General features: G+C 63.5%; 10 protein-coding genes and 2 pseudogenes. 11 read left to right on the top strand and 1 reads right to left on the bottom strand.

All coding sequences use genetic code 11. The annotated features are described in order from the left end of the window. Positions 1-250 precede the first annotated feature (250 nt). From AB8Z38_RS08925 to AB8Z38_RS08895, 7 genes and pseudogenes are all read left to right on the top strand, one after another. A complete protein-coding gene (locus AB8Z38_RS08925) occupies positions 251-1,006 on the top strand; it encodes an ABC transporter ATP-binding protein (RefSeq protein WP_369724341.1) in 756 nt (251 codons plus the stop codon). Further along, the gene (locus AB8Z38_RS08920; protein WP_369724339.1) at positions 999-1,745 is read left to right on the top strand and encodes an ABC transporter ATP-binding protein; all 747 of its coding nucleotides are present in this window, start codon (positions 999-1,001) and stop codon (positions 1,743-1,745) included. The genes AB8Z38_RS08925 and AB8Z38_RS08920 overlap by 8 nt, the downstream gene beginning before the upstream one ends. A gap of 47 nt (positions 1,746-1,792) precedes the next feature. Then, positions 1,793-3,017, top strand: a pseudogene (locus AB8Z38_RS08915) (ABC transporter substrate-binding protein). A 73-nt stretch (positions 3,018-3,090) separates the two neighbouring features. After that, the gene (locus tag AB8Z38_RS08910) at positions 3,091-3,954 is read left to right on the top strand and encodes a branched-chain amino acid ABC transporter permease (RefSeq protein WP_369724338.1); all 864 of its coding nucleotides are present in this window, start codon (positions 3,091-3,093) and stop codon (positions 3,952-3,954) included. 1 nt (position 3,955) lies between these two features. Beyond that, the gene (locus AB8Z38_RS08905; protein WP_369724336.1) at positions 3,956-4,924 is read left to right on the top strand and encodes a branched-chain amino acid ABC transporter permease; all 969 of its coding nucleotides are present in this window, start codon (positions 3,956-3,958) and stop codon (positions 4,922-4,924) included. A gap of 156 nt (positions 4,925-5,080) precedes the next feature. Then, a complete protein-coding gene (locus tag AB8Z38_RS08900; RefSeq protein WP_369724334.1) occupies positions 5,081-5,725 on the top strand; it encodes a DUF47 domain-containing protein in 645 nt (214 codons plus the stop codon). 15 nt (positions 5,726-5,740) lie between these two features. After that, entirely contained in the window at positions 5,741-6,748 is a 1,008-nt protein-coding gene (locus AB8Z38_RS08895; RefSeq protein ID WP_369724333.1) for an anion permease, read from the top strand. Here the strand turns inward: AB8Z38_RS08895 and sugE are convergent. Further along, positions 6,741-7,055 (bottom strand): quaternary ammonium compound efflux SMR transporter SugE, encoded by a 315-nt coding sequence (sugE, locus tag AB8Z38_RS08890; RefSeq protein WP_369724331.1) that lies wholly within the window; start codon positions 7,053-7,055, stop codon positions 6,741-6,743. The two genes, AB8Z38_RS08895 and sugE, sit on opposite strands and share 8 nt — an antisense overlap. Before the next feature lie 173 nt (positions 7,056-7,228). On the opposite strand from sugE, the gene AB8Z38_RS08885 reads away from it, so the two are divergent. The 4 genes and pseudogenes from AB8Z38_RS08885 (at position 7,229) to AB8Z38_RS08870 (ending at position 11,947) form a co-directional block, all read left to right on the top strand. Next, entirely contained in the window at positions 7,229-8,851 is a 1,623-nt protein-coding gene (locus AB8Z38_RS08885; protein ID WP_369724330.1) for a peptide chain release factor 3, read from the top strand. A gap of 205 nt (positions 8,852-9,056) precedes the next feature. After that, positions 9,057-9,634: pseudogene (locus tag AB8Z38_RS08880) on the top strand (hypothetical protein). A gap of 71 nt (positions 9,635-9,705) precedes the next feature. Beyond that, positions 9,706-10,290 (top strand): NnrU family protein, encoded by a 585-nt coding sequence (locus tag AB8Z38_RS08875; RefSeq protein WP_369724328.1) that lies wholly within the window; start codon positions 9,706-9,708, stop codon positions 10,288-10,290. 61 nt (positions 10,291-10,351) lie between these two features. Further along, positions 10,352-11,947: a class I adenylate-forming enzyme family protein gene (locus AB8Z38_RS08870; RefSeq protein WP_369724326.1), complete on the top strand. Its 1,596-nt coding sequence runs from the start codon at positions 10,352-10,354 to the stop codon at positions 11,945-11,947. The last annotated feature ends 60 nt before the right edge of the window (positions 11,948-12,007 follow it).

Here is a 12,007-nt window from a genome sequence, read left to right as displayed (position 1 = left end):
CGACGGTTGATGACCGGTGCCTTGCGAACCGGGAGGCCGGGCAGGCGCGACATCAAAACACCTCCGACTAAGGGAGCATAAGTCTCCCGGCCGGAGGCCTGACCTGCTCAGCTTTCCGCCTTGCCTAACCCCCGTCACCTCCGGCATATTCCGCGCGCGGAGGCGGCGTTCCGGGAAGGCTCCAAGGCCTCCGGAAAGCCGAAGGAAACAAGGATAGCCAGGCGCGTTGCGCGGGCAGGGGGAAATTTGTTTGGCCGATGAGTTCATTCTCGAAACGGAAGGCTTGACCAAGGAGTTCGCGGGCTTCTTTGCCGTCCGCGACGTTGCGCTCAAGGTTCGCCGTGGGAGTATCCACGCGTTGATCGGGCCGAACGGGGCCGGCAAGACGACGTGCTTCAATCTTCTGACCAAGTTCCTCAAACCGTCTGCCGGAAAAATCCTGTACAAGGGACAGGACATCACCGCGATGGCGCCCGCGGACGTGGCGCGCCTGGGGCTGGTGCGTTCGTTCCAGATCTCGGCGGTGTTTCCGCATCTCACGGCGTTGGAGAATGTCCGCGTCGCGCTTCAGCGCCAGCATGGCAGCTCGTTTGATTTCTGGCGCTCCAAGTCGGTGCTGAATCAGTTCAACGACCGCGCGCGTGAATTGTTGAGCGATGTGGGCCTCAGCGAGTTCGCCAATACCCCGGCGGTCGAGATGCCCTACGGGCGCAAGCGCGCGCTCGAGATCGCAACCACGCTCGCGCTCGATCCCGAGATGATGCTCCTGGACGAGCCGATGGCCGGCATGGGCCATGAGGACATCGACAAGATCGCCGCGCTGATCAAGCGCATCTCGGCGAAATACACCATCCTGATGGTCGAGCATAATTTGAGCGTGGTGGCCAATCTCTCAGACATCATCACCGTGCTGACGCGCGGGCAGGTGTTGGCGCAAGGCCATTACAGCGAACTCACCAAGGACGAGCGCGTCAAGGAAGCCTATCTGGGAGCCGGTCATGCCTGATACTGCGATTGCCGACGCTCCGGCGAAGGCTGCGATCGGCGGCAACATCCTCGCCGTGCGCAACCTGGAAGCCTGGTACGGCGAGTCCCACATCCTGCACGGGATCGATTTCGACGTGAATGCGGGCGAGGTCGTCACGCTGCTGGGGCGCAACGGCGCCGGCAAGACGACCACGCTGAAGTCGATCATGGGCATCATCGGCAAGCGCACCGGCTCGATCAGATTCAACAACCAGGACATCATCCGTGCGACCTCCGACAAGATCGCGCGCATGGGCATCGCGTTCTGTCCGGAGGAGCGGGGAATCTTCTCCAGCCTCGACGTGCGGGAGAACCTGCTGCTGCCGCCGGTGGTGCGCGCCGGCGGATTGCCGCTCGAACAGATCTTCGATCTGTTTCCGAACCTGAAGGAGCGTCTCAACAGCCAGGGCACCAAGCTGTCCGGCGGTGAGCAGCAGATGCTCGCGATCGCGCGCATCCTGCGCACCGGCGCAAGCTTCCTGATGCTGGACGAGCCGACCGAAGGCCTGGCGCCCGTCATCATCCAGCAGATCGGCCACACCATCGCGCGGCTCAAGAAGGAGGGCTTTACCATTCTTCTGGTCGAGCAGAATTTCCGGTTCGCATCCACTGTCGCCGACCGTTATTACGTTGTCGAGCACGGCAAGATCATTGACGGATTTGCCAATTCGGAGCTCGCCGCCAACATGGACAAGCTCCACACCTATCTCGGCGTCTAGTGCGGCACAAAGTCGAACGGCTAAAGAAGATTCAGAAGGAAAGTAGCATGAAGACAAAGTCGATTGCGTCGTTTCTGCTCGGTACGGCATTGACGTTGACTGCGGCAGGCGCTGCCTTCGCGCAGGACAAGACCGTCAAGATCGGCGCGCTGTCCGATCAGTCCGGTCTCTACGCCGACCTCGGCGGTCCGGGCTCCACGCTTGCGGCCCAGATGGCTGTCGAGGATCTCGGGCTTGGCCGCGAAGGGCTGGAAGATCGACGTCATCTCGGGCGATCACCAGAACAAGCCGGACATCGGCACCGCGATCGCTCGGCAATGGTTCGACGTCGACAAGGTCGACGCCATCGTCGACGTGCCGAACTCCGGCGTCGCGCTCGCCGTGAACAACGTCGTCAAGGAAAAGAACGGCGTCTACATCAATTCGGGTGCGGCGACCTCGGACCTCACCAACGCGCAGTGCTCGCCCAATACCGTGCACTGGACCTATGACACCTACATGCTGGCCCACACGACGGGTCAGGCGCTGGTGAAGGCCGGCGGCGACACCTGGTTCTTCCTGACCGCGGACTATGCCTTCGGCGCCGCGCTGGAGCGTGACACCACGGCGGTCATCATCGCCAATGGCGGCAAGGTGGTCGGTGGCGTCAAGCATCCGCTTAACACGCCGGACTTCTCCTCCTTCCTGCTGCAGGCGCAGGCCTCCAAGGCCAAGATCATCGGCCTTGCCAATGCCGGCGGCGACACCACCAACACGATCAAGCAGGCGGCCGAATTCGGCATCGTCAAGGGCGGCCAGAAGCTCGCGGCGCTGCTGCTGTTCCTCACCGACGTCAAGGCGATCGGTCTCGAGACCGCGCAGGGCCTCAACTTCACCGAGACCTTCTACTGGGACATGAACGACCAGACCCGGGCGTTTTCCAAGCGCTTCTCCGCGAAGATGAAGAACAACGCGCCGCCGACCATGGTGCAGGCGGGCGTCTATGCAGGCGTGCGCCACTATCTCAAGGCGCTGGACGCACTCGGCGGCAATCCGCATGACGGCGTCAAGGTGGTCGACAAGATGAAGTCGATGCCGACCGAGGACGATCTGTTCGGCAAGGGCGAGATCCAGCCCAACGGCCGCACCATTCACAGTGCCTATTTGTTCGAGGTGAAGAAGCCCTCCGAGTCCAAGGGACCGTGGGACTTCTACAAGCTGGTCGGCACGGTGCCGGGCGACCAGGCCTTCACGCCGCTGTCCGAAAGCAAATGTGCGCTTTTGAAGAAATAAGACGACCGCCCGCAGGCCGTCAGGTCTGCGGGCGACTTTCAGAGGAACGCCGAAGGGACTGGGTGCGGGATCGATGCAGGCTCTCTATGCACAGCTACTGGTGGGACTGATCAACGGCTCGTTCTACGCGCTGCTCAGTCTCGGGCTCGCCGTGATCTTCGGCATGCTCAACATAATCAATTTCGCCCACGGCGCGCTCTACATGATGGGTGCGTTCTGCGCCTATTTCCTGCTGGACCTCGCGGGTCTGAATTACTGGTGGGCCCTGTTGATCGCGCCGATCGTGGTCGGCATCTTTGGCATGATCCTGGAGCGGACGATGCTGCAATGGCTGACCGGGCTCGATCACCTTTACGGGCTGCTGCTGACCTTCGGCATCGCGCTGATCGTTCAGGGCGTGTTCCAGAACTATTTCGGTTCGTCCGGCCTGCCTTACGCCATTCCGGATCAGCTCAAGGGCGGCATCAATCTCGGCTTCATGTTCCTGCCGATCTATCGCGCCTGGGTCGTCATTTTCTCCCTGGTCGTCTGTGTGGCAACCTGGTTCCTGATCGAGAAGACGCGGCTCGGCGCCTACCTGCGCGCCGCGACCGAAAATCCGACGCTGGTGCGCGCCTTCGGCATCAACGTGCCGCGGATGATCACGCTGACTTACGGCCTCGGCGTCGGTCTTGCCGCGCTCGCCGGCGTGCTCTCGGCGCCGATCAACCAGGTGCGGCCGCTGATGGGCGCAGACCTCATCATCGTCGTGTTCGCGGTCGTTGTGATCGGCGGCATGGGATCGATCATGGGATCGATCATCACCGGCTTTGCGCTCGGCGTGATCGAGGGTCTGACCAAGTATTTTTATCCCGAGGCCTCCAACACCGTCGTGTTCGTGCTGATGGTGCTGGTGCTCTTGGTGAAGCCAACCGGATTGACGGGAAGGGCGGCCTGACATGACAGCCTTGACGGACGACACGCTGCCGGTGACCCCGCGCGCGATGCGCGACGAGATGATCGTGTTCGCGGCGATGGCGCTGCTGCTGGCCGCGGTGCCATTCAGCGGCATCTATCCGTTCTTCGTGATGCAGGCGCTGTGCTTCGCGCTGCTCGCCTGCGCCTTCAACCTGCTGATCGGCTATGGCGGCTTGCTGTCGTTCGGCCACGCGATGTTCCTGGGCACTGCCGGCTATTGCTCCGCGCACGCGCTCAAGGTGTGGGGCCTGCCGCCGGAGCTCGGCATCCTCGTCGGTGTCGCCGGTGCCTTCGTGCTGTCGATCGTGACCGGCTACATCTCGATCCGCCGGCAGGGCATCTATTTCTCGATGATCACGCTGGCGCTGTCGCAGCTTCTGTATTTCCTCTATTTGCAGACCCCGTTCACCCATGGTGAGGACGGCATCCAGGGCATTCCGCAGGGGCATTTGTTCGGCGTGTTCGATCTGACCAAGCCGACCGTGCTCTATTACGTGGTGCTGGTTGGCTTCCTCGGCGGCTTCCTGCTGATCTACCGCATCATCAATTCGCCGTTCGGGGAGGTCTTGAAGGCGATCCGCGAGAACGAGCCGCGCGCGATCTCGCTCGGTTACCGGACCGACCAGTACAAGTTCCTGGCTTTCGTCCTCTCGGGCACGCTCGCCGGTTTTGCCGGATCGCTCAAAGTGTTCGTGGCGCAGAATGCTTCGCTCACCGACGTGCACTGGTCGATGTCGGGCGAAGTCGTGCTGATGACGCTGGTTGGCGGTCTCGGCACCATCTTCGGGCCCGTGGTCGGCGCGTTCGCGATCATCGCCATGCAGCAATATCTGGCGGGCTTCGGCCAGTGGGTGACGGTGATCCAGGGCTCGATCTTCGTGATCTGCGTGCTCACCTTCCGCCGCGGCGTGGTCGGGGAAATCGCGCATTACTTCCGGCGTTCACTCTAAGGGATTGATATCACGTCGATTTCTCTGCCGATCGAAAGCGGTGGATGATCCGGCTCCGCGGGCGTGAGGTGGCACGCGCGCGGATCGAAAATGGTCTATGACGGTTTAATGACGGCCTGATCGGGTCGCGCCATTTTCAACCGGTAGCCCATTCCCATGATGCGATGGTTTCGCGCTTTCCTGCCCAAGGAAGAACGGTTCTTCGACCTGTTCGACCGCCACGCCCAGACCGTGATCCAGGGCTCCATCGCGCTCCAGGGCATGCTGAACGGGGGCGAGGAGACGCCGGTCTATTGCCAGCGCGTCAACCAGTTCGAGAACGACGCCGACAATATCACCCGTGAGGTGCTGACCGCGGTACGCCGCACCTTCATCACGCCGTTCGACCGTGGCGATATCAAGAACCTGATCACGTCGATGGACGACGCCATCGACCAGATGCAGCAGACGGCCAAGGCCGTGATGCTGTTCGAGGTCCGCACCTTCGAACCGCCGATGCGCGAGATCGGCGGGCTCTTGATCGAATGCGCCAACCTGGTCGGGCGCGCGCTGCCGCTGATGCAGGCGATCGGCCAGAACGTCGCCATGCTGACGGCGATCACGGAGGAACTGGGCAAGCTGGAGGGCCGGGTCGACGATCTCCACGACATCGGCCTGAAGGAGCTGTTCCTCAAGCATCGCGACGGCAGTGCGATGTACTTCATCGTGGGGGCGGAGATCTACGACCACCTCGAAAAGGTCGCCGATCGCTTCGATGACGTGGCGAACGAGATCAACAGCATCGTCATTGAACAAGTCTAGCGCAGGGGCCGCGCCGTGGATGCTGCGTTGGGTCTTCCCGTCCTGCTCGGACTGATTGCTGTCGCGCTGCTGTTCGATTTCCTGAACGGCCTGCACGACGCCGCCAATTCGATCGCGACCATCGTCTCGACCCGCGTGCTGCGGCCGCAATTTGCGGTGTTCTGGGCCGCCTTCTTCAATTTCGTCGCCTTCATGGTGTTCGGCCTGCACGTCGCCCAGACCATCGGCACCGGCATCATCGATCCCGCAATCGTCGATGCGCAGGTGATCTTCGCCGCCCTGGTCGGCGCCATCGTCTGGAACATCGTCACCTGGGCGCTCGGCATTCCATCGTCCTCGTCGCACGCCTTGATCGGCGGTCTGTTCGGCGGAGGGGTCGCCAAGGCCGGGCTCTCGGCGGCAGTCTGGAGCGGTTTGTCCAAGACGGTCATCGCCATCGTGCTGTCTCCGGTGGTCGGCTTCCTGCTGGCGATGATGCTGGTTGCGATCGTCTCCTGGGCGTCGGTGCGCTCGACACCGTTTGCCGTGGACCGGGCCTTTCGCATCCTGCAATTTGCCTCCGCATCGCTCTATTCGCTCGGCCATGGCGGCAATGACGCGCAGAAGACCATGGGCATCATCGCCGTGCTGCTTTATTCGCAGGGCCAGCTCGGCGGCGAATTCTACGTGCCGTTCTGGGTGGTGTTGTCGTGCCAGGCGGCGATGGCGATGGGGACGCTGATGGGCGGCTGGCGCATCGTCCGCACCATGGGCCTGCGCATCACCAAGTTGACGCCGATGCAAGGCTTTTGCGCCGAGACCGGTGGCGCTGCGACCCTGTTCATAGCCACCTTCCTCGGAGTTCCCGTCTCGACCACCCACACCATCACCGGTGCGATCGTCGGCGTCGGTGCCGCGCGCCGCCTTTCGGCGGTGCGCTGGAACGTCGCCAGCTCGATCGTCTATGCCTGGGTGATCACGATGCCGGCCTCCGCGATCATCGCGGCGCTGACCTGGTGGGCCGTCAAGATTTTCCTCAAGTAACGAGTTTCAGCCCGACAATCCCGGCGACGATCAGTCCGATGCTGGCGAGGCGAAATGCGGTTGCCGGCTCGCCGAACAGGACGATGCCGAGCGTCGCGGTGCCGACCGCGCCAATCCCGGTCCAGACCGCGTAGGCGGTTCCGATCGGCAGCGATTTCAGCGCAAGGCCGAGCAGCAGGATGCTGCCGGTCATGGCCCCGAGCGTCAGGACGGAGGGAATGAGCCTGGTGAAACCCTCGGTATATTTGAGCCCGATCGCCCAGGAGACTTCCAGCAGACCGGCGATGAACAGGATGCTCCAGGCCATGACGACCCTCCGATCAAGGCAGGGGCGTCCCCGCGACTGGCGTGCCGATAAGGGGAAAGGCCGTGCTTCCCCGAGGCGGATATGGGCAAGCCCGATATGGGGCTGGTCCAAGGGCCTCGCAATCACCACATCAGGCTTGATCAGGCCCATTTTCCCTGTCAAACGCTCCCGCTATGTCCGACATCGCCACCACCACAGCCGAATCGCCGGCCCGTTCCCCGCTTGCCGCTGAAGTGGCGCGGCGGCGGACCTTTGCGATCATCTCGCATCCGGACGCCGGCAAGACCACGCTGACCGAAAAGCTGCTGCTGTTCGGCGGCGCCATCAATCTCGCCGGTCAGGTCAAGGCCAAGGGCGAGCGGCGCAACACCCGTTCGGACTGGATGAAGATCGAGCGCGAGCGCGGCATCTCGGTCGTGACCTCGGTGATGACCTTCGAGTTCGAAGGGCTCGTGTTCAACCTGCTGGACACGCCGGGCCACGAGGACTTTTCGGAAGACACCTACCGCACGCTCACGGCCGTCGATTCCGCCGTGATGGTGATCGACGCCGCAAAAGGTATCGAGGCGCGCACGCGAAAACTGTTCGAGGTCTGCCGGCTTCGCGACATCCCGATCATCACCTTCATCAACAAGATGGACCGCGACAGCCGCGACGTTTTCGAACTGCTCGACGAGATCGAGAAGACCCTGGCGCTCGACACCACGCCGATGACCTGGCCGGTCGGCCGCGGCCGTGATTTCCTCGGCACCTATGACGTCGTCAATGGCGGCGTGCGGCTGCTCGAAGGCGGCGGCGCCAAGACCGGCGCGGCGCAGCAGATCGAGATCGCCGAGCTCGGCAAGCTCAATGCCAATCTCGACGTCTCCGCGGTCAAGGACGAGCTCGAGCTCGTCACGGCGGCCTCCAAGCCGTTCGAGCTCGCGGCGTTTCGCGAGGGTCATCTGACGCCGGTGTATTTCGGCAGCGCGCTGCGCAATTTCGGTGTCGGCGACCTGCTGCAGGGTCTCGGCAAGTTCGCGCCCGAGCCGCGCGCGCAGGACAGCGACCAGCGCAGGGTCGAGGCCACCGATCCGCGCATGAGCGCCTTCGTGTTCAAGATCCAGGCCAACATGGATCCGAACCACCGCGACCGCATCGCCTTTGCGCGCCTGTGCTCCGGAAAACTCAGCCGCGGCATGAAGGCCAAGCTGGTGCGCACCGGCAAGAGCATGCCGCTGTCGAGCCCGCAATTCTTCTTCGCGCAGGACCGCTCGGTCGCGGATGAAGCCTTTGCCGGCGACGTCGTCGGCATTCCCAACCACGGTACGCTGCGCATCGGCGATACCTTGACCGAGGGCGAGGATTTCAACTTCGTCGGCGTGCCGAGCTTCGCGCCGGAAATCGTCCGCCGCGTGCGGCTCACCGACGCGATGAAGGCGAAGAAGCTGAAGGAAGCGCTTCAACAAATGTCGGAAGAGGGCGTCGTGCAGGTGTTCCGCCCGCGCGATGGCGCGCCCGCACTCGTCGGTGTGGTCGGGGCGCTCCAGCTCGACGTGCTGAAAGCGCGGCTCGATGCGGAATATGCGCTGCCGGTCGAGTTCGAGGTGAGCGAGTTCCAGCTTGCGCGGTGGGTCTCCTCGGACGACCGCAAGAAGCTCGACACGTTCCTCGCTGCCAACACCTCGAGCATCGCCGACGACGTCGATGGCGATCCCGTTTATCTGGCCAGGAACGAGTTTTATCTCGGCTACACCCGGGAGCGCGCCGAGGGCATCGAGTTCACCAACGTCAAGGACGTCAAGAAGAAAGGGTAGGGCGTAGCTCCGTCCGCTCCTCGCCCTCCGCGGTCATGCCCCGGCTTGACCGGGGCATCCAGTACGCCGCGGCTTCCCGGCTCAACAATGATCGCTCTGGAATACTGGGTCGTCCGGTCGAGCCGGACGACGACACCGCGTGTACGCGCGACCATGTGAACGCTTGCGGGCTTGACGGCTTCTCCGGCGATGCCACGTTCTGGTCATGCGGCGCGGCATCCTTGTTTTCCTCCTGCTGGCGATCTCGACGATCGCCGCCGATGCGCGGCCGCGACAAATCAACCCAATTCCGTTTTCGCACGAGCCGTGCAGCGTCCTCGATGGCAGGCCCTGCACGCCGTCCTATTGCAGCCCGCTTGAGCCTGGTCCCTGTATTCCCGAGATCGACTATCCCTACGGCCAGAACCTCCAGCTCACGATCCAAAGCGTGCCAGCGGAGGCCGATCGCGTCAAATACCAAAAGCCGACTCACGATCTCGATACGATCGGCGACCTCTTCGCCGAGCTGCGCAGCTGCTGGTCGCCGCCATCGGACAATGCGCGCGCGGCATGCAGATCGCCGTGCGTTTCAGCTTCAACAGGTCGGGCGGCCTGATCGGCGCACCGCGTCTGACCTTTGTGACCGCGGGCGTGCCCGCCGAGACGAGAACCACCTATCTCAATGCGATCAATTCATCGCTGAACGCCTGCCTGCCGCTGAAATTCACCGGCGGTCTTGGCGGTGCCATCGCCGGGCGGCCGATCGCGATCCGGTATGTCGACAATCGCGAGATCGGCAAGTAGCGCTTCAGTTGCGAGCCGGCGCCAATCAATGATACGCCATAAGCGGGGGCACTGGTTGAGGGGAGGACGTCGTGGGTCTGCTGGTTATGATCCTTGGGCTCGTGCTGTTTTTCGCACCGCATGTGTTCACCACCAAACGCGACGCGCGCGCGCAGGCGATCGCAAGGCTGGGCGAGGGGACCTACAAGATCGTCTACGCGCTGGTGTCTCTGGCAGGTCTGGCGCTGATCGTCTGGGGCTTTGGGCATTATCGCGCGACTGGCTGGATCGACGTCTGGTATCCGCCGAAGGCCATGAAGCACATCACGATCGCGCTGATGCTGCCCGCCGTCATCCTGGTGGTCGCCTCATATCTGCGCGGCCGCATCTATGCGACGCTGAAGCATCCGATGCTGGCCGGCATCAAGCTGTGGGCGGTGGCGCATCTGTTGGCGAACGGCGATCTCGGCTCCATCATCCTGTTCGGCTCGTTCCTGGGCTGGGCGGTGTATGATCGCATTTCGCTGAAGCGCCGCACCGACGCCGGCGCTCCGCCGATTCCCGTGGGCGGCGTGACCAACGATTTGATTGCGGTGGCAGTCGGCGTCGTGGCCTATCTGGCGCTGGCGTTTGCGTTCCATCCCGTGGTGATTGGTGTTCCCGTGATGGGGAGCTAAGCTGAGACCGCCGCGCGCCATGCGCGGAAGATGATAAAAACAAGAAGCTCAGGGCGTTCCGATGGACTGGTCACAATCTCTGATCCCGCCAATGCGGCTCGAGACGCGCTTTGGCGATCGCGTGGTGCCGGCCTTCGCCGACCGGCCCGCGAACATCTGGGCGATGATCGCAGATGCCTGCGCGCGCAATGCCGATGGCGAGGCGCTGATCTGCGGCAACATCCGGCTGAGCTGGCGGCAGGCGATGGATCAGGCCGCGCGGATTGCGTCGGGTCTGCGCAAGCTCGGATTGCAACGCGGTGACCGCGTTGCAATCCTGCTCGGCAACCGCATTGAATTTCCGCTGCTGCTGTTCGCGGCCGCGCATGAGGGCCTCGTCACAGTCCTGCTGAGCACGCGGCAGCAGAAGCCGGAGATCGCCTATGTCCTCACGGATTGCGGCGCCAGGATCCTGATTCACGAGGCCGCGCTCGCCGAGCGGCTGCCCGATGCGCGCGATGTTCCCGACGTGATCCACCGCATCGCCGTCGACGAAGATCCGCAGCTCTCGCGTTTCGCGGTGGTCGCAGACAACGCACCGGCCTCCGCGCCCGTCGAGGTCGGCGAGGAAGACACCGCGATGATCCTCTACACCTCGGGCACGACCGGCAAGCCGAAGGGCGCGATGCTGGCCCATTGCAACATCGTCCATTCCTCGATGGTGTTCGTGTCCTGCCTGCAATTGACCGCGGCGGACCGTTCGATCGCGGCGGTGCCGCTCGGCCACGTCACCGGCGTTGTCGCCAACATCACGACCATGATCCGCTGCGGCGGCGCGCTGATCATCATGCCGGAGTTCAAGGCCGCCGAATATCTCAAGCTCGCCGCGCGCGAGCGCGTCACCTACACCGTGATGGTGCCGGCGATGTACAATCTCTGCCTGCTGCAGCCGGATTTCGAGAATTATGACCTGTCGAGCTGGCGCATCGGCGGCTTCGGTGGCGCGCCGATGCCGGTCGCGGCCATCGAGAGGCTCACGGCAAAAATTCCCGGCCTGAAGCTTGCGAACTGCTACGGCGCAACCGAGACGACATCGCCGTCCACGATCATGCCGGGCGAGCTGACGGCGAGCCATATCGACAGTGTCGGCCTGCCGTGTCCCGGCGCGCAGATCATCGCGATGAGTGCGGTCGGGTGCGAGCTGCCGCCCGGCGAGATCGGCGAGCTCTGGATCCAGAGCGCCTCCGTCATCAAGGGCTATTGGAACAACCCCAAGGCCACGGCCGAAAGTTTCACCGGCGGCTTCTGGCATTCCGGCGATCTCGGCTCGGTCGATGTCGACGGCTTTGTTCGTGTGTTCGACCGGCAGAAGGACATGATCAACCGCGGTGGCCTGAAAATCTATTCGGCCGAGGTCGAATCCGTGCTGGCCGGTCATCCCGCCGTGGTCGAGAGCGCGATCATCGCAAAACCGTGCCCGGTGCTGGGCGAGCGCGTCCACGCCGTGGTGGTGGCGCGCACGCAGATCGGCAGCGACGATTTGCGGGCCTGGTGCGCCGAGCGGTTGTCTGACTACAAGGTGCCGGAGACAATGACCGTCACCGCCGAGCCACTGCCGCGCAATGCCAATGGCAAGGTGCTGAAGCGGCAACTGCGCGAGCTGGTGGTGGGGGCCTGAGCGGGGCGGGCGGCCTCCGGCCTGTCCCGCGCGTTGGGTTAACGCCTTGATCGGGCTTGC

Origin of the sequence: Bradyrhizobium sp. LLZ17, assembly GCF_041200145.1 — a bacterium.
Lineage (GTDB): Bacteria > Pseudomonadota > Alphaproteobacteria > Rhizobiales > Xanthobacteraceae > Bradyrhizobium.
Note: the sequence above shows the minus strand (reverse complement) of the source record. Positions and strands in the feature narration are given on the sequence as shown.

What these genes read in the sequence shown, in the direction of transcription:
- AB8Z38_RS08920 (WP_369724339.1), top strand. Translation starts at nt 999, where the DNA reads ATGCCTGATACTGCGATTGCCGACGCTCCGGCGAAGGCTGCGATCGGC.
- AB8Z38_RS08910 (WP_369724338.1), top strand. Translation starts at nt 3,091, where the DNA reads ATGCAGGCTCTCTATGCACAGCTACTGGTGGGACTGATCAACGGCTCG.
- AB8Z38_RS08905 (WP_369724336.1), top strand. Translation starts at nt 3,956, where the DNA reads ATGACAGCCTTGACGGACGACACGCTGCCGGTGACCCCGCGCGCGATG.
- AB8Z38_RS08900 (WP_369724334.1), top strand. Translation starts at nt 5,081, where the DNA reads ATGATGCGATGGTTTCGCGCTTTCCTGCCCAAGGAAGAACGGTTCTTC.
- sugE (WP_369724331.1), bottom strand. Translation starts at nt 7,055, where the DNA reads ATGGCCTGGAGCATCCTGTTCATCGCCGGTCTGCTGGAAGTCTCCTGG.
- AB8Z38_RS08885 (WP_369724330.1), top strand. Translation starts at nt 7,229, where the DNA reads ATGTCCGACATCGCCACCACCACAGCCGAATCGCCGGCCCGTTCCCCG.
- AB8Z38_RS08870 (WP_369724326.1), top strand. Translation starts at nt 10,352, where the DNA reads ATGGACTGGTCACAATCTCTGATCCCGCCAATGCGGCTCGAGACGCGC.